Origin of the sequence: Citrobacter sp. RHBSTW-01044, from assembly GCF_013781945.1 — a bacterium.
Classification (GTDB): domain Bacteria; phylum Pseudomonadota; class Gammaproteobacteria; order Enterobacterales; family Enterobacteriaceae; genus Citrobacter; species Citrobacter braakii.
In genome coordinates this window covers 2,925,006-2,943,102 of the sequence record NZ_CP056180.1, presented here as the reverse complement: position 1 = coordinate 2,943,102, position 18,097 = coordinate 2,925,006, and the positions used below count along the sequence as shown (strand labels likewise).

Here is an 18,097-nt window from a genome sequence, read left to right as displayed (position 1 = left end):
ATCCACCTGACGAGCAGGTGGAGCGTGATGTGTTTCGAATCAGAACTGATAGCTGGCGGTGACGCTGACGTTGCGCGGCTCGCCATAGACGATAGATCCGTCGACATTGGTGTCGTAGGTTTTATCGAACAGGTTATTGAGGTTACCCTGCACAGAGACGTTTTTCGTCACCTGATAGCGGGTGAATAAATCGACCAGGGCGTAGCTTCCCTGTTCCGCACGGAATGTGCCAAACGGCGTGACCGTATCGCTATATACACGATTCTGCCAGTTAACCCCACCGCCCACGGTCAGTTCCGGCATGGCTGGCAGGCGATAACGGGTAAACAGTTTTACTGTGGTACGCGGTAGGTTCGGGTTTACCGCATTGCCTTCGTTGTCTTCAGCAACATAGCGTGTCGCGCCGAACGTCATCTGCCAGTTATCGGTGATCGCACCGTTAACTTCGAATTCGACCCCTTTGCTGACCGTTCCATCCATAGCTCTATAGGCCGTGTCGCCATTGCTACCGGCAATTGGTACGCCGGTTGATTGGCCCACGTTATCCTGTTCAATGCGGAACACCGCGAGGGTGGTGGTTAAACGGCTGTTCATCCAGTCGGACTTCAGGCCAAGTTCATAGTTATTGCCGGTAATTGGGGAGAGATATTTACCGGAACTGTCGCGCTTGTTCTGCGGCTGGAAGATTGAGGTGTAGCTGGCGTAGGTAGACCAGTTATCGTCAATGTCATACACCAGGCCCGCATACGGCGTGGTGTGGTTTTGTTCCATGCTGTAGGCGAGGGTGTCGATACGCCAGTTGGTATAACGCGCGCCGACAATCAAATGCAGTGGGTCGGCCAGCGAAATACGTGTTGCGGCGTAGAGCGATTTCATGTGCGTGGTATCGTCCTGGGCCAATGACTGCGGGTTCCAGTTGGTTTCCGGGAAGTTACCATCGAAGGTATAGAAGCTGCCGATTTCGTTGGGGAATACGTTCGCCCACGCGCTTTCGTAACGGTTATTCTGTTTGCTGTAGCTGCCGCCCAGCATCAGATTATGCTGACGACCAAACAGGTCGTAACCGCCGTCGGCGAACAGATCGACGGCATCTACCTTACGCTTGCCGCTGTTCCAGCCGGTACCTCCGACGTAGTCATAGCCCGGACCATAGCTGCCATACGGGCCAATCAGCGTACCATCGGCTTTATTGACATAGGCATCGACGTACATCATTTTACTGTCAAACTTGACCTCGGAGTGGGTGGCATTCATGGTCGCCTGCCAGGTATCGGCAAAACGTTGCTTGATGGTGACAAACACTTTGTTGAAGTCTTTATCGTTGTACGCCCAGTCCGGCGCAGTGCTGCGCGAGCGGTCATAGCTGTTTTTGCTGCCGTCGGTATTCCAGCGCGGCAATCCACCCCAGGTTGGGCTGTTGATATCAATGCGCTGGTATTCATAACCCGCAGACAGGCTGGTGGTGTCGCCCAGATCGGCATCGACAATCCCGGAGAAGAACATTTTTTCGCTATTGTAGCGATCAAGCCAGGCGTCGTTATTCTGGTAGCCCGCCACGATGCGCCCGCGCACGTTGCCGTCTGCCGTGAGCGGGCTTTGCAGATCGGTCACATATCGTTGTTTATTCCAACTGCCATATTCCGCAGAAACATTACCGGTGAACTCGCGGCTGGTGGCATGCTTACGGATCATATTAATCGAGGCTGAGGGGTTACCCGTCCCGGTCATTAGCCCGTTTGCGCCACGGACAACTTCGACACGCTCAAAAAGGGCCGTGTCGGAAAGGGCATCACCGAGATTCCAGCGGGATTCAAAATAGGTCGGAATCCCATCGACCATATAGTTATCAATCTGAAATCCGCGAGAGTAATAGCTACTGCGATCTGAATCCGCCTGACTTCTGCTTATCCCCAACGTGTTGTCCATCACATCGCCCAGCGTTTGCAGTTGCTGATCTTCCATGCGCTGCTGACTGATAATGCTGACTGATTGCGGAATATCGCGCTGCGTCATCTGCATTTTGGTGCCAGCAGTCGTTGATTTAACGCTGTAATCCTGCTCCTCGCTGGATGTAGCTGGAGCAGAGCCTTCAACGATAACCGTCTCTTCAGCAGGGGCTGCGAGGCTGGTGGAAGGCAATAGTGCTAACGTGATGCAGGCTGCTAGTACAGAAGGGGCAAGCCCCGGTTGGCGTTGGTCATCCCCGTTGTGTGTTGTGAAAGACATCGAAAAGTCCTTGATAATTATTAATATTAAGTTCGAATCACTGAGGTTGTGATGAACCCTTTGGTTGTAAATTATTAAGTTCACACGCGAATACAAATGCGAAATATACGCATTCACATTCAATGTGTAAACAGATGCTACGGCATAAGTGAAATGTTGTTTCAGTACTATGCTTAAGCAATAGCGACGGGAAATGGTTATAAGAACAGCAGTGGCAGGGCTTTTTGCTTAAAAAATCGAGGGTTAAAGTTGAAAGAGCGTGAGTAACTCGCTCATACTCTATACTCGCAGAGTGACCCGGCGTAGCATGGCATAACGCTTGGGCTGTTAATGAAAAAGGAAAACGTCGTGGCAGAAGAAACTATATTCAGCAAAATTATCCGTCGTGAAATTCCGTCAGATATCGTGTACCAGGATGAACTGGTCACTGCGTTTCGTGATATTTCCCCTCAGGCACCTACGCACATTCTGATCATTCCTAACGTCCTGATCCCGACCGTCAACGATGTGACGGCGGAACACGAGCAGGCGTTGGGTCGCATGATCACCGTAGCGGCGAAAATCGCCGAGCAGGAAGGCATTGCTGCGGATGGGTATCGTTTAATCATGAATACCAATCGTCACGGCGGTCAGGAGGTGTATCACATTCATATGCACCTGCTGGGCGGGCGGGCGCTTGGTCCAATGCTTGCGCATAAAGGTCTGTAAGCATGACCAGAGGATGCATTGCACTTTCACTGAGCTTGCTGCTACTGGCTGGCTGTCGGGCACATCCTGAAATTCCGGTAAGTGATGAACAGTCGCTGGTGATGGAATCAACGATTCTGGCGTCGGGCATTACAGCAGAACAGCCGACGTTAACCACGTCTGATATTCAGGCCTCAGCATCCTCGCGACTTTATAACGAAAGACAAGAACCCGTTACCGTTCATTATCGGTTTTACTGGTATGACGCCAGAGGACTGGAAATGCATCCTCTGGAAGCGCCACGCAGCGTGACTATCCCGGCTCATTCGTCGGTGACGCTGTACGGCAGCGCCAATTTTTTGGGGGCGCACAAGGTTAGACTTTATCTTTATTTGTAAGGGGTGAATCTTGATGATCAAAATGAATCGCTACGCACTGATTGCCGCGCTGGCGATGTTTCTCTCTGGCTGTGTGGCGCAACGTGAGCCCGCACCCGTAGAGGAAGTGAAGCCGGTGCCGGAACAGCCCGCGCAGCCGCAACAGCCGGTGCCGGTTGTACCAACGGTGCCAAGCATACCGCAGCAGCCGGGTCCGATTGAGCACGAGGACCAAACGGCGCAGCCGACGCCACGTCAACGTCACTATGACTGGAACGGGGCTATGCAGCCGATGGTCGGTAAAATGCTGCAGGCTGACGGCGTCAAAGCGGGAGGCGTTCTGCTGGTTGATAGCGTGAATAACCGGACCAACGGCTCGTTGAATGCCGGTGAAGCCACCGAGACCTTGAGGAACGCGCTGGCGAATAACGGCAAGTTTACTCTGGTTTCCGCCCAGCAGTTGGCTGTCGCCAAACAGCAGTTAGGTCTGTCGCCGAACGACAGTCTGGGAACGCGCAGCAAAGCGATTGGTATCGCCCGTAACGTTGGCGCACAGTATGTGCTCTATTCCAGTGCCTCCGGCAACGTCAATTCGCCGGCCCTGCAAATGCAATTAATGCTGGTACAAACTGGCGAGATAATCTGGTCAGGTAAAGGTGCCGTACAGCAACAATAACCGGCTAAGGCGCGACGAGGTGTTGTCGCGCTATTTCCCGCAGTATCATCCCGTCGTAGCCAACCAGAGCGGCCTGAGCGGCGGGAGCTGCATCATCGAACACGATACCCACCGCTTAGTGTTGCGCTGTCATCACGACCCTGACGCGCCGGAATCGCATTTCTTACGCCACTATCACGCGTTAAAGCATCTGCCTGAAAGCCTTGCGCCGCGCCCCCGCTTTTATATACGAGGGTGGATGGCGGTCGACTTTTTTCACGGTAAGGTAGAATCCAGATTGCCGGACGCCGACGAACTCGCTGGCTTATTGTATCATCTGCACCAACAACCCCAATTGGGCTGGCGAATCAGTCTGCTGCCGCTACTCGAACAGTACTGGCAGTGTGGCGATCCGGCGCGTCGCACGCCATGCTGGTTGCGAGCGTTGAAGCGACTCAGGAAAAGCGGTGAGCCTCGACCTTTACGTCTGGGGCCTCTGCATATGGATGTCCACGGTGACAACATCGTACGTACAGCATCAGGGCTGCGGCTGATTGACTGGGAATATGCCGGAGACGGTGATATCGCTCTGGAGCTGGCGGCGGTATGGGTCAACGACGAATCTCAGCACCAACGGCTGGTTAGCGCCTACGCCCAACGAGCGCACATTGAACAAAACGCGCTGTGGCGGCAGGTCAGACGATGGCGGCCCTGGGTCATAATGCTGAAAGCGGGGTGGTTTGAGTATCGCTGGCGACAAACCGGCGATCGACAATTTATCAGGCTGGCCGATGAAACCTGGCGGCAGCTAATAATGAAAGGATAAGGAGAGCAGTGTGGGCCCAGTAATGTTGGATGTCGAAGGGTATGAGCTGGACGCTGAAGAGCGTGAGATTCTGGCGCATCCGCTGGTAGGTGGGTTGATCCTCTTTACCCGAAATTATCATGACCCGGAACAGTTGCGTGAATTAGTGCGCCAGATTCGCGCGGCATCACGCAATCATCTGGTGGTGGCGGTAGATCAGGAAGGCGGCAGGGTACAGCGTTTTCGCGAAGGATTTACGCGTCTGCCCGCGGCCCAATCCTTTGCTGCGCTGCACGGTCTGGAAGACGGCGGCAATCTGGCTCAGGACGCCGGATGGCTAATGGCCAGCGAAATGATCGCAATGGATATAGATATCAGTTTTGCGCCGGTGCTGGATGTGGGGCATATCAGCGCGGCGATTGGGGAACGCTCTTACCATGCCGATCCGCGGAAAGCGCTGGCTATGGCGACCCGCTTCATTGACGGTATGCATGCTGCTGGCATGAAAACTACCGGTAAACATTTCCCCGGTCATGGGGCAGTGACGGCGGATTCGCATAAAGAAACCCCAACCGATCCACGTTCAGAAGCCGAAATTCGTGCAAAAGATATGTCCGTGTTCCAGACATTGATTACGGAAAACAAACTCGATGCCATTATGCCTGCGCATGTCATCTACAGTGACGTGGACCCGCGTCCGGCGAGCGGTTCGCCACACTGGCTGAAAACGGTGCTGCGTCAGGAGCTTGGTTTCGATGGCGTCATTTTCTCCGATGATTTGTCGATGGAAGGGGCGGCGATTATGGGAAGCTATGCGGAGCGTGGTCAGGCATCGCTGGATGCGGGTTGCGATATGATCCTGGTCTGCAATAATCGTAAAGGCGCGGTCAGTGTGTTAGATAATCTGTCGCCGATCAATGCAGAACGTGTTACACGTTTGTATCATAAAGGTTCATTTTCACGTCAGGAACTGATGGACTCGGCACGCTGGAAGACGGTAAGCGCCCAGCTCAACCAGCTTCATGAGCGCTGGCAGGAAGAGAAAGCAGGTCATTAACGCAAGTTTGGCGAGGATGCGATGATTATCTATTTACACGGTTTTGACTCTAACAGCCCGGGCAACCACGAAAAGGTGTTGCAGCTACAGTTCATCGACCCGGATGTCAGGCTGATTAGCTACAGTACGCGGCATCCTAAACATGACATGCAGCATCTACTGAAAGAAGTGGACAAAATGCTGCAGCTTAATGTGGACGACCGTCCGCTGATTTGTGGCGTGGGGCTCGGGGGATATTGGGCTGAACGGATTGGTTTCCTGTGTGATATTCGTCAGGTAGTGTTTAATCCCAACCTGTTCCCGTATGAGAACATGGAAGGAAAAATCGACAGGCCTGAAGAGTATGCCGATATCGCGACAAAATGCGTGACCAATTTCCGCGAAAAGAATCGCGATCGCTGCCTGGTGATCCTGTCACGTCATGATGAAGCGCTCAATAGTCAGCGTTCGTCAGAAGAGCTGCATCATTTTTACGAGATAGTCTGGGACGAAGAGCAGACGCACAAGTTTAAGAATATCTCCCCGCATTTGCAGCGCATCAAAGCGTTCAAGACGTTAGGTTAATCCTCAATGAACGTGTAAAAAACCAGCCTTCGGGCTGGTTTTTTTGTTCTTAAAGTTCGTGTTGTCTATCTTTTCAGCATCAAAACTTGATACACATCAATTTTGGTATGACCAATGCACCGTTCGTGTTATTCTCACTCTCGAAGAACATTTTCATTATCGTAACTTGTTGTTAATTAAAGGCTATGCCTATAACTTTTAATTAACAATTGGTTAATAAATTTAAGGGGGTCAGGTTGACTACACCATTAAAAAGAATCGTGATTGTCGGCGGCGGTGCTGGCGGACTGGAAATGGCGACGCAGCTGGGTAAAAAGCTGGGGCGCAAGAAAAAGGCCAAAATCACGCTGGTGGACAGAAACCACAGCCATTTATGGAAACCGTTACTGCATGAAGTCGCGACGGGTTCCCTGGACGAAGGCGTGGATGCGCTGAGCTATCTGGCGCATGCCCGTAACCACGGTTTCCAGTTTCAGTTGGGTTCGGTGGTGGATATCGATCGCGAAGCGAAAACCATTACTCTTGCCGAGCTGCGCGATGAGAAGGGCGAGCTGCTGGTTCCTGAGCGCAAAGTCCCGTATGACACGCTGGTGATGGCGTTGGGTAGTACCTCCAACGATTTCAATACGCCGGGCGTCAAAGAAAACTGCATTTTCCTGGATAACCCGCATCAGGCGCGTCGTTTCCACCAGGAGATGCTGAATCTGTTCCTGAAGTATTCCGCGAATCTGGGCGCTAATGGCAAAGTAAATATCGCCATTGTCGGCGGCGGTGCGACGGGGGTTGAACTCTCAGCCGAGCTGCACAATGCGGTAAAACAGCTGCACAGCTATGGTTACAAAGGGCTGACCAACGAAGCGCTGAACGTTACGCTGGTAGAAGCCGGGGAGCGTATTCTGCCTGCGTTGCCGCCGCGTATTTCCAGTGCTGCGCATAATGAGTTAACCAAACTGGGCGTACGCGTACTGACCCAGACGATGGTAACCAGCGCTGATGAAGGCGGACTGCATACCAAGGATGGCGAGTACATTGAAGCCGATCTGATGGTGTGGGCTGCGGGGATCAAAGCGCCAGACTTTATGAAAGACATTGGCGGTCTGGAAACCAATCGTATTAACCAACTGGTGGTTGAGCCGACTCTGCAGACCACGCGCGATCCCGACGTGTACGCGATTGGCGACTGCGCTTCCTGCGCTCGCCCGGAAGGTGGTTTTGTGCCGCCGCGCGCTCAGGCTGCGCACCAGATGGCAAGCTGCGCAATGAACAACATTTTGGCGCAGATGAACGGCAAGCCGCTGAAAGCGTATCAGTACAAAGACCACGGCTCTCTGGTTTCACTTTCTAACTTCTCTACCGTGGGTAGCCTGATGGGTAACTTGACCCGTGGTTCGATGATGGTAGAAGGGCGTATTGCGCGCTTTGTGTACATCTCACTGTACCGCATGCACCAGATTGCTCTGCACGGTTACTTTAAAACCGGTCTGATGATGCTGGTTGGCAGCATTAACCGGGTGATCCGCCCGCGTCTGAAACTGCATTAATACGGCTTATGGCGTCGGATGTTTGTACTTATCCGGCGCCTTCCTTCAGAGTTCTCCGAATCATCCTGCCTTCGCTCCTCCTCGTGCTATTTTCATCCGTAATCTGATTGGCATTCCTTACCTTCTGTTGCAAAGTTGTTGCTAATAGCAAAAAAGGAGGAAGTCCCGTGAATAAATCTATGTTGGCGGGTATAGGGATTGGCGTAGCTGCTGCGCTGGGTGTTGCAGCGGTGGCCAGTCTTAACGTTTTCGAGCGTGGCCCACAGTATGCACAAGTTGTCTCTGCAACACCGATTAAAGAGTCGGTAAAAACACCGCGCCAGGAGTGTCGGAATGTGACGGTCACGCACCGTAAGCCGGTACAAGATGAAAACCGTATCGCGGGTTCCGTGCTGGGTGCGGTTGCTGGTGGCGTTATCGGCCATCAGTTTGGCGGCGGACGCGGTAAAGATATTGCTACCGTGGCCGGTGCTTTAGGCGGCGGTTATGCAGGTAACCAGATCCAGGGTTCGATGCAAGAAAATGATACGTACACTACTACGCAGCAGCGTTGTAAAACGGTGTATGACAAATCTGAAAAAATGCTGGGCTACGACGTGACGTACAAAATTGGCGATCAGCAGGGGAAAATCCGTATGGATAAGGACCCCGGCGCGCAAATTCCGTTGGATAACAACGGACAGTTGGTACTAAATAACAAAGCGTAAAATAGCATTATCCTGAACATTAGCCCCCCATTCGCTCAGGCTGGGGGGCTTTTTTTATCAGAAGGTTAAGGCGTAGTTCAGACCAAACGTGCGGCCCCGGCCCTTGTATTCATACAGTGACGGGCTACCGTAGGTTGGGCTGTACAGCAGTGGCGCACGTTGTCCCCACAGCGTGGTGTATTCTTCATTCAGCAGGTTTTCCACGCTAAAGGTCAGTTTACCCAACGGGAGCTGATAGCTGCCGATAAAGTCCATCGTGTTATAGCCGTCCAGCTTATTGCCGCTGGCGTCCGTCAGATCAAATGTTTGCTGGCTCTGTACGCGCAATGTCCACGGTTCAGGTGCCCAGCCGACCCACGCGGTGGCTTTGGACGGGGAAGCCAGGGTGACATCCCATTTCTGCCACTTACCGTTTTGCTTCACTTCCGATTTAATGACGTTGAAGTTGCCGCCCAGACTCCAGTCCGTATCCGCAATGAAATAATCCACCGCACCTTCAAGGCCATAAATACGGCGATCGTCGGGCTGGACGTTAATGGTCATATCGCTGCGATTGATAACGATCGATTTATCCGAAGTAGAGTAGTAAGCGGCCAGCTGCGTGCGCAGACTGTCGCCAGTGTAGCGCCATCCCAGTTCGTAGGAGTTAACTTTAATCCCCTCCAGGCGTGAGTCCGCCACGTTGACGCTGCGCTGGAGCTGGTAATGATCGCCAACCAGGGAATAGGTGCCGTTACCGTAATATTTCCCCGGGTCCGGAAGCTCCACGCCCTGAGAGAAGTTAAACCATGTCTGCTGACGGTCGGTCAGGTGGGCGAGAATACCGGCGTTAAACAGGAAATTATCGTAATCGGTTTTACCGCCAGGAATGGTATCGGCGGAGTTTGCCAGGCCGGTGGCAATTCCCTGTTGTTGGGCATAGCCAACGAAATCATCCACCCTGTTTTCGGTCCATTGATAGCGCACACCGCCGCTGAGGGTAAAAATGTCGTTAATGTCATAGCTGTTCTGCAGGAAAGGCGCGAAGTTGGTGATGCTGTAACCGGGGTAACGCCCGGTGGTATAAGCGGTTCGGTTGTCCATACCGCCGGAGGGCAGGGACCAGGCCAGATCGAAGAATTTCTGATTGGAATCGAAGGTTTCGTGATCGGCATCGACACCCCACGTCAGCTCCCAGTTATCCATCAGCTGGCTGTTGAGGGTGATTTTGGCACCAAACTGGTCTGTGTCCTGCTGGGATGCGGAGAAACTGGTGACCTTGCCTTTGCTCAGCGTAGGGAAGGGGTAGAATTTCAGCGATTCGTCACGGTAATAGATTTGGCTGACCAGGTTCTGGCCGAAGAAATCCGCGTCTGAATACTGCAGGCTGATCAGATGACGCTCAGTGCCGGGAATACGATCGGAATTCAGTCCGCTGCTGGTATAAGCCTTACCGTTTCCCGTCACGGCGGACATGTTCTCGCCAAGATCCAGTCCGTAATCATCGTCCCCCTGGCTCTTATAATACTGCGTAACCAGTTGTAACTGACGGTTGTCGTCAAGCTCAATCGTTCCGGTGCCCATCACGTCCAGACGATCGGAGTGCTGCAGGCCGGTTTGGGTGTTATCCAGCAGCAGGGCATCGTGATTGCCGTCATACCAGCCGCCAAACCGTTGATACGCGACGGACATGCGCCCGGAAGCGCGATCGGTTCCTCCGCTCACCGCCGCGGCAACGCGTTCATCATGATCGTTACTGTTATTGAAGCCGCTTTTACTCCCCAGTTCGAGTTCAACTTCACGCTCCGGCTGGCCTTTTTTGGTGACAATGTTGATTAACCCACCGGTACTGCCGCCGCCATATAGTGAGGTTGCACCTGAGATGACTTCAATGTGTGCGATGTTAAACGGATCAATAGAATCAAGTTGACGACTGTCAGTACGCGAGGAGTTCAGACGGACACCGTCTATCAGTACTACGATGGCACGACCGCGCATATTCATGCCGTAGTTTGTGCGCCCCTGGCTGCTGACATCGATTCCTGGGATTAACTGAGCAAGAACATCTTTGAACTCTTTCCCCCCCTGAACCTGCTGTTCAATCTCACTTCCTTCAATAACCCAGGTCGTTTGCGCCATTTCTGCCACGGTGCGTTGACTACGGTTGGCACTGACGATGAGGTTATCTTCCTCAGCCGCGATGGCTGGGAGAGTTAAAGACAACAAGAGAGGATTGAGCACCCAGAGACGCTTATGCATTTGTATTCCTTTTAAAAAGAGTCGATCTGTTTTTGTTATGGCGGTAGAGAAACCGATAGTTACATTGTGAAACAGGCGTTAAAACAAATGCGAATATTGCTGATAATAATTGTTGTTATCAATACATTTTACAAAAAATGATCGGATAAGATGATGAAAACACTGAATAATGTAGGGGTAATCCGCGGGAATCTAACCGGGGGCTTGATCAGCTCCCGGTGGTGTCAGTACTGCGGGGAAATAGCGGGAAAGGGTTAAACTTTGATAAGTTCAGGCCACAGTCGCAGAGTCGTGTGTGCGATCTGCATCAGTTTTTCAAACGTTGCGCCTTCACGGGCGCTGATCGACATACCCTGTAAAATACAGTTCAGGTATTCGGCCAGTTTTTGTACATCGCAATGGGCCGGAATTTCGCCTCGTTGCTGGCGCTGGTGAAGGAACTGGGTAAGCGTCTGTTCCTGCATGGCATGGCGGGATTTCACCGTGTGCGCAATATCCCGGGAGGAGGCCGCCAGTGTCGCGGATGTGTTAATCATGAAACATCCCGCCGGGGTGTCTTTACTGGTAAAGCAGGTCGCTATTGCGGTGAAATAGTCTTCCAGCGCGCACTCAAGACTTTTTTCTTCACAAAATAACTGGGCTTCATGTTTCGCCGCGAAGCGGGTGATGTAGCGGTCCAGTACGGCACGAAACAACCCCTCTTTATTGGTGAACTCCGCATACAGCGTGGGCGCTTTTGCGCCGGTTGCTTCTACGAGATCGGCGAGCGATGTCGCTTCATACCCGTGCTGCCAGAAGAGTGTCATGGCCTTATCAAGCGCGGCTTCCCTGTCGAACACTTTTGGTCGGCCACGGCTTTTTTTAGCACAACCTGTCATTTCAGTTGTCATGGCGCCGATGTACCTTTGTTGGGTTTATTGAATAACCATTATAAAAATATTCGACTGCACACTCCAGCGGATTAGCGATAAAAATAATTTAACGCTATTGATATGAAAAATAAGGTCTTTGTATTTTATATAACGATCATTATAAAAAAATGTTGACGTGTGACCTGGATCACATCTATGATTTACCTATCGATCGTTAAGTTAATATTTGCGACACACATTCATCTGCTAAAGGTCACTATCATGAAAAACGTAAAAACTCTGTTTGTTGCTGCTGTTCTTAGCTCACTCTCATTTGCAAGCTTTGCTGCCGTTGAAGTTCAGGCCACACCTGCGGGCCAACAGAAAGTCGGTACTATTTCTGCGAATGCGGGGACTAACTTAGGTTCTCTGGAAGATCAACTGGCGCAGAAAGCGGATGAGATGGGGGCGAAGTCTTTCCGTATTACTTCTGTTACCGGTCCTAACACCCTCCACGGGACTGCAGTTATCTACAAATAAGATTTAACCCATCGCAATGCCACTGCGAGTTAAATAAAAACCCCCGCGGAATAAAATCCAGCGGGGGTTTTTTATGCGCTGAGTTTACAGCGGTTGTTGAGCAACGTCGTGATGACGGGTGACATCGACCGGCATGCCTGAGCGAATCTCCATCGCATGTTCCATGACGGCAGAGTCCGTTTGCGCCGCATTCTTAAACGTCTGCATGGATGCGTTCAGCACGATCGGCAGCAATTGCGGGTCGTCATTGATTTTTTCGGACAACGGCTGGTGCACTTCAACCAGGCGCACGCCGTTAGGTTCAACAGATGCTTTGATTGGCGTATTGATAATATTGACCTTGGTTCCTGGCTTCACCTGACGGAACAGGGTTTCGATATCACCGTCGCGTAGACGAATACAGCCGGAACTGACGCGCATTCCGATGCCAAAGTCAGCATTAGTTCCGTGCAGCAGGTACACACCGCCGTATGCCGCTAAGCGAATGGCATGATGGCCCATCGGGTTATCCGGCCCGGCAGGCACCACGGCAGGAAGGTCGATCCCGTTCGCTTTGTATCGCGCGCGGATATTTGCCGTAGGCGTCCAGGTCGGGTTGGCACGTTTATCAGAGATGGTGGTTACCATTGTGGGCGTCAGCGTGTCACCGCCTAACTGGCCAATACCAATAGGATACACGGTCACCGAATTTGTCCCTGGCTGGTAATAATAAAGACGCAGTTCGGCGAGGTTGATAACAATGCCTTCGCGCGGCGCGTCCGGCAGCAGAGTTTGTAACGGAATAGTCAGCACGCTGCCCGGACGTGGTACGTAAGGGTCAACGCCGGGGTTGGCCTGTAGCAGCGCCAGAAAGCCGACATTGTATTTTTTCGCAATCGCTTCCAGAGAACCGCCATTGTCTTCGACAACATGAACGGCATTCTGACCCACCACGCGGCTTCCCGGTGGCGGCAGCGGCCAGGTATTTGCCTGGGCCGGAAGTGCTAACGCGAAGGTCGCGGCAAGCGTAAAAAATGCTAACCAGCGAGAGAGTCGTTTATTGTTTAACATCACCATAAATCCATTGTTTTTACGTGGTTTTTATTATGTAAAAGTAAACAAGAATTATGGCGGTTTGCAGTGTCGGGAAGTGCAGGGAAGTGCAAAGAGTTTGTAAATTCATCAGGCCGGGTGAGCGGAGGGCTCACCTGGCTTGACGCTAGGCTATGGCGTTCTCTTCAAGCTGGCGCATAAACTGGCGAACCCAGTCGATCCGTGCTTTACGCTCGCCCAATTCCTGCATGAATTTCAGGCGTGTTGGACCATCCAGACGGAAGTGCTGCGGTTGTTTTTGCAGTAAACCAATTAGCCAGACTGGGTTAACATGGTTTTTCTCGGCAAACTCAATAGTACCGCCTTTTTCATTGCCTTCGAGCTTTCTGATCCCCAGTTTCTGCGCCTGCTGGCGTAAACGGGCAATATCCAGCAACGTCCGGGCCGGGTCGGGCAGCAGGCCAAAACGGTCTATCAGCTCGACCTTAATTTCTTCCAGCTCGGTTTCGCCTTTCGCACTGGCAATGCGCTTGTAGAACGACAGTCGCGTGTTGACATCCGGGATATAGTTATCCGGCAGAAGCGATGGCATGCGCAGTTCGACTTCGGTTTGCTGGCTGGTGAGATCTTCCAGCGACGGTTCACGCCCTTCTTTGAGCGCATCGACAGCGTTTTCCAGCAGCTCCATATACAGTGAGAAACCGATGCTTTCCATGGAGCCACTTTGATCTTCGCCCAGCAGTTCCCCTGCGCCGCGAATTTCGAGGTCGTGGGTCGCCAGCGCAAAACCTGCACCTAAATCTTCCAGTGAGGCGATGGCTTCCAGGCGTTTTTGTGCGTCGGTGGTCATCGCTTTTGGATGCGGCGTTAGCAGCCAGGCGTATGCCTGATGGTGTGAGCGTCCCACACGACCCCGTAGCTGATGCAATTGCGCTAAACCGAAGTGGTCAGCTCGTTCAATGATGATGGTGTTGGCAGTGGGAATGTCGATCCCGGTTTCGATAATGGTGGTACACACCAGCACGTTAAAACGCTGGTGGTGGAAATCGTTCATCACGCGTTCCAGCTCGCGCTCGCGCATTTGCCCGTGGCCGATACCAATGCGCGCTTCCGGCACCAGTTCCGCTAATCTGTCAGCGGTTTTCTGGATATTTTCGACGTCGTTAAAGAGATAATAAACTTGTCCCCCGCGCATAACTTCACGCAGGATAGCCTCGCGTACCACCAGGTTGTCATATTCGCGCACAAAGGTTTTGACCGCCAGACGACGAGCGGGCGGTGTGGCGATGATCGACAGATCGCGCATGCCGCTCATCGCCATGTTGAGCGTGCGCGGAATTGGCGTTGCCGTCAGAGTCAGAATATCCACATCCGCGCGCATTGCCTTGATACGTTCTTTGTGGCGAACGCCGAAACGGTGCTCTTCATCGACAATCAGCAGCCCCAGATCTTTTAGCTTCACATCCGCTTGCAGCAGTTTGTGAGTGCCGATGAGAATATCGATTTTACCTTCGGCAACCTGCTCCAGAATCTGCGCTTGCTCTTTGGCGCTACGGAAACGGGACAGCATCTCAATGCGTACCGGCCAGTTGGCAAAGCGGTCGCGGAAGTTGTCGAAGTGCTGCTGAGCGAGCAGGGTGGTCGGTACCAACACGGCAACCTGCTTGTGATTCTCTACGGCGAGGAAGGCGGCACGCATCGCGACTTCGGTTTTACCAAAGCCGACATCGCCACACACCAGGCGGTCCATGGCCAGCGGTTGACACATATCGCTGAGTACCGCGTTGATCGCCTGCGCCTGGTCCGGCGTGGTTTCAAATGGGAAGCTGTCGCAAAACAGCTGATACTGTTCACGGTCATGCTTAAAGGCAAAGCCTTCTTTCGCTGCGCGCTGGGCATAAATATCCAGCAGCTCAGCCGCGACATCGCGGACTTTCTCAGCGGCTTTCTGTCGGGCGCGTGACCAGGCATCACCGCCCAGTTTATGCAGCGGCGCATTCTCTTCCGCGCCGCCGGCGTAGCGGCTTATCAGATGCAGCGACGACACCGGCACATACAGTTTGGCGTCGTTGGCATAGGTGAGCATCAGGTATTCACCGGTGATGCCGCCCGCTTCCAGCGTGGTCATACCGGCATAGCGACCCACGCCGTGCTCCAGATGCACCACTGGCTGACCGGGATGCAGCTCCGCGAGGTTACGAATTAACGTGTCCGGGTTGATGGTGCGACGAGAATCCTGGCGGCGACGCGCCACACGTTCACCGAGCAGATCGCTTTCACAAATCAGCGCCAGATTGCGTTTGCTATCGATGAAGCCGTGCTCGGCTGAGCCAATCATCAGATAACGACCGTTGTCTACGGCTTCGTCGAGTCGCAATATCCGCTTCGGCGCGACTTTGATGCGGGCGAGCAGTTCGCCTAGTGCTTCCCGGCGTCCTTCACTTTCCACCGAGAAAATTACCGGACCGGTAAAGCCTTCAAGGAATTTACGTAATGCATCTAACGGTGCTTTTTGCTGTGCCTGAACGGCGATATCTGGCAGCTTCTGGAACCCGAGGTTGGTATTCGCCGCTTTCTTCGGCAGACTCTCGGTTTTCAGCTGAACACGCGGCCAGCGTTTAAGTTCAGAAAACAGCTCATCAACCCGCAGCCACAGCGATTCCGGTGGCAGAAGCGGGCGCATCGGATCAACGCCGCGATTCTCAAAGCGTGACAGGGTATCGGCCTGGAAGCGTGCTGCGCTGGTCTCGATATCGCCGGTATTTACCAACAACGTATTGGCGGGGAAGTAGCTGAACAGCGGCGGCAGCGGCTCGCTGAAAAACAGCGGCTGCCAGTATTCAATCCCCGTAGGTAACGTGCCTTTGCTGACCTGTTGATAAATATGCTCGGCGTCGCGTTTCACCTCAAACGTATCGCGCCACTGACTACGGAACAGCTCGATGGCCGTTTTGTCAGTCGGGAATTCGTGTGCGGGCAGCAAATTAATGGCATCGACTTCTTCCAGCGTGCGCTGAGTGTCAGTATCAAACAGACGCAGGCTGTCGATTTCGTCATCAAAGAAATCCAGACGATAAGGCAATTCGCTGCCCATCGGGAACAGATCTAACAATGCGCCACGCGTGGCGTATTCGCCGTGTTCCATGACCTGATCAACATGGCGATAGCCAGCACTGTCCAGCTGTTCGCGCAGGGCGTCGCGCGAAAGCCGCTGGCCTTTTTTCATGACCAGCGCATGACCGTGCAGATAGCTGTGCGGACAGACACGCTGCATCAGCGTATTTACCGGAACGATCAGTACGCCGCGCTGCATGGAGGGCAGTTGATACAGCGTGGAGAGCCGTGAGGAGATAATCTCCTGATGGGGAGAAAAGCTGTCATAGGGAAGCGTTTCCCAGTCGGGCAGGTTCATCACCATCTGGTCAGTAAACTGACGAATTTCATCATGCAGACGCAAAGCATTTTGCATGTCCGGCGCGATCAGCACCACTGGACCCGCGTGACGTTCGGCGATTTCGGCGACCAGCGTTGCGCAGGCGGCACCTGTAAGCTCACCCAACTGGCGCTGATCGGAAGCGCCCGTTGGGAGCGTGTAACGATGTTGTTCAGGCATTCGGTTGTCAGGATCTCGTTTAGATATACATCTGATAAGCAATGTTCTTTATTATCCGTGATCGTTTCTCATAAGCAAATTGATTCGCCCCCGAATGGGGGCAAAAGCGCGAAGGGGTTAGCGAGAGGCGGGCGATAAAGAGGGTGGGGAAAAGAGCAGATCGGCCACGGTTTTTTGTGAAATCTTACGCACCAGCAGGCCAAACAGGGTGCACAGCAGCAGACAGGCGAACGGATACACCAGTAGCAGGGCCAGCTCCGCGTATGCAGGCCAGGCGGCATGATTGATTTTGGGGATAAGCGTTAAGCTGAACAGCTCAACCAGAATACGGTGTGTGGTGTAGATGGCAATGGTATTGGCGCCAATCACGCTTAACGGACTGGACGCGCGCATGCCAAAGTGGAGCTCGAACTGATAAAACAGCTTCATGATCAGCACAATGGAAAGGAGAGAAAGCAATAGCGAGACATTTGCCAGCCACGCGACGACGGCGACGATTGTGCAACCCAGAACAATGACCGCATGGCGGCGCAGGGGCACCTCCTTGATCCACGCCATCAGCGTTGCGCCAAACCATGCGCCGAGGCTATACCAGGGCAAATTGCGAATCACGCTGTTCATTCCCCACCACGGGGTCGGGAAAAAATTGATCGCCACGCTCAGCGCCACAAATAATGCTAACAACGGCATCGCCCAACGGCTGAAAATTTTACACAGAACAAAATAGACAATCAGCGCGTACAGATACCACAGGCTGGTGCTGGCGGTCAGCATCCCGTGGGTAAAATCCGCAATCGAATCCGCATAAGCGGCGTTGGCGGCATGGGTCAGATCGCGCTGCGGGGCGAGCCAGTTATTGAGCGCCACCAACGCCAGCCATTGCACCACTCCCCAAAGCACCAGCACCCAGGCGATACTCCAGATCCGTTTATCCACGCAGGTTGTCCACGGGACGTTATCGATGTAGCGACGGATCAGATACCCCGAAATAAAGAAAAACACCGGCATGCGAAACGGTGCCAGGTACAAATTGAGGTAAATCCAGCATTTGCTCAACACCTCTGACAGTGGATGCTGAAAAGTGGTGAGGTGCGGGTAAAATGTGATCACCGAGTGGTAAATCACCACCAGGCAAATGCATAACCCCTTGATTTGATTAATCCATAGTTCTTTTTTATTCATTGAGACGGCGCATCCATATTGA

The 18,097-nt window shown here is 52.9% G+C and carries 15 protein-coding genes; 9 read left to right on the top strand and 6 right to left on the bottom strand.

Annotated elements, in window-relative coordinates:
* Nucleotides 1–39 precede the first annotated feature (39 nt).
* A complete protein-coding gene (fhuE, locus tag HV352_RS14355) occupies nt 40–2,226 on the bottom strand; it encodes a ferric-rhodotorulic acid/ferric-coprogen receptor FhuE (protein ID WP_181634828.1) in 2,187 nt (728 codons plus the stop codon).
* A gap of 348 nt (nt 2,227–2,574) precedes the next feature.
* Here fhuE and hinT point away from each other — a divergent pair, with 348 nt between their 5' ends.
* The 8 genes from hinT to HV352_RS14315 all read left to right on the top strand — a co-directional run bounded on the left by hinT (nt 2,575) and on the right by HV352_RS14315 (nt 8,619).
* Nucleotides 2,575–2,934 (top strand): purine nucleoside phosphoramidase, encoded by a 360-nt coding sequence (gene hinT / locus HV352_RS14350; protein WP_016156204.1) that lies wholly within the window; start codon nt 2,575–2,577, stop codon nt 2,932–2,934.
* Nucleotides 2,935–2,936: 2 nt separating this feature from the next.
* The gene (locus HV352_RS14345) at nt 2,937–3,311 is read left to right on the top strand and encodes a YcfL family protein (protein WP_019076489.1); all 375 of its coding nucleotides are present in this window, start codon (nt 2,937–2,939) and stop codon (nt 3,309–3,311) included.
* A 13-nt stretch (nt 3,312–3,324) separates the two neighbouring features.
* Nucleotides 3,325–3,966, top strand: coding sequence for a penicillin-binding protein activator LpoB (gene lpoB, locus HV352_RS14340; RefSeq protein WP_016152673.1), 642 nt, complete (start codon nt 3,325–3,327; stop codon nt 3,964–3,966).
* Nucleotides 3,947–4,771 carry a thiamine kinase gene (gene thiK, locus HV352_RS14335; protein ID WP_181634827.1) on the top strand — a complete coding sequence of 275 codons (825 nt, stop codon included), beginning with the start codon at nt 3,947–3,949 and terminating at the stop codon, nt 4,769–4,771. The genes lpoB and thiK overlap by 20 nt, the downstream gene beginning before the upstream one ends.
* 10 nt (nt 4,772–4,781) lie before the next feature.
* Nucleotides 4,782–5,807 (top strand): beta-N-acetylhexosaminidase, encoded by a 1,026-nt coding sequence (gene nagZ, locus HV352_RS14330; protein ID WP_016152675.1) that lies wholly within the window; start codon nt 4,782–4,784, stop codon nt 5,805–5,807.
* Between the two features lie 21 nt (nt 5,808–5,828).
* Nucleotides 5,829–6,371: an alpha/beta hydrolase YcfP gene (ycfP, locus tag HV352_RS14325; RefSeq protein WP_003030817.1), complete on the top strand. Its 543-nt coding sequence runs from the start codon at nt 5,829–5,831 to the stop codon at nt 6,369–6,371.
* Nucleotides 6,372–6,607: 236 nt separating this feature from the next.
* The gene (ndh, locus tag HV352_RS14320) at nt 6,608–7,912 is read left to right on the top strand and encodes an NADH-quinone dehydrogenase (RefSeq protein ID WP_016152676.1); all 1,305 of its coding nucleotides are present in this window, start codon (nt 6,608–6,610) and stop codon (nt 7,910–7,912) included.
* A 167-nt stretch (nt 7,913–8,079) separates the two neighbouring features.
* A complete protein-coding gene (locus tag HV352_RS14315) occupies nt 8,080–8,619 on the top strand; it encodes a glycine zipper 2TM domain-containing protein (RefSeq protein ID WP_003030814.1) in 540 nt (179 codons plus the stop codon).
* Nucleotides 8,620–8,676: 57 nt separating this feature from the next.
* Here the strand turns inward: HV352_RS14315 and HV352_RS14310 are convergent, their stop codons facing one another.
* Nucleotides 8,677–10,857: a TonB-dependent siderophore receptor gene (locus tag HV352_RS14310; RefSeq protein ID WP_019076496.1), complete on the bottom strand. Its 2,181-nt coding sequence runs from the start codon at nt 10,855–10,857 to the stop codon at nt 8,677–8,679.
* A 254-nt stretch (nt 10,858–11,111) separates the two neighbouring features.
* Nucleotides 11,112–11,747, bottom strand: coding sequence for a TetR family copper-responsive transcriptional repressor ComR (comR, locus tag HV352_RS14305; RefSeq protein WP_016156207.1), 636 nt, complete (start codon nt 11,745–11,747; stop codon nt 11,112–11,114).
* 243 nt (nt 11,748–11,990) lie between these two features.
* Between comR and bhsA the strand changes: the two genes are divergently transcribed.
* On the top strand, nt 11,991–12,248 hold the full coding sequence (gene bhsA, locus HV352_RS14300) for a multiple stress resistance protein BhsA (RefSeq protein ID WP_029139491.1): 258 nt from the start codon (nt 11,991–11,993) through the stop codon (nt 12,246–12,248).
* A gap of 84 nt (nt 12,249–12,332) precedes the next feature.
* Here the strand turns inward: bhsA and HV352_RS14295 are convergent, their stop codons facing one another.
* The 3 genes from HV352_RS14295 to HV352_RS14285 form a co-directional block, all read right to left on the bottom strand.
* Nucleotides 12,333–13,298 (bottom strand): L,D-transpeptidase family protein, encoded by a 966-nt coding sequence (locus HV352_RS14295; RefSeq protein ID WP_016156209.1) that lies wholly within the window; start codon nt 13,296–13,298, stop codon nt 12,333–12,335.
* 148 nt (nt 13,299–13,446) lie between these two features.
* On the bottom strand, nt 13,447–16,893 hold the full coding sequence (gene mfd / locus HV352_RS14290) for a transcription-repair coupling factor (protein ID WP_181634826.1): 3,447 nt from the start codon (nt 16,891–16,893) through the stop codon (nt 13,447–13,449).
* 117 nt (nt 16,894–17,010) lie between these two features.
* Nucleotides 17,011–18,075 carry an acyltransferase family protein gene (locus HV352_RS14285; protein WP_181634825.1) on the bottom strand — a complete coding sequence of 355 codons (1,065 nt, stop codon included), beginning with the start codon at nt 18,073–18,075 and terminating at the stop codon, nt 17,011–17,013.
* Between the last annotated feature and the right edge of the window lie 22 nt (nt 18,076–18,097).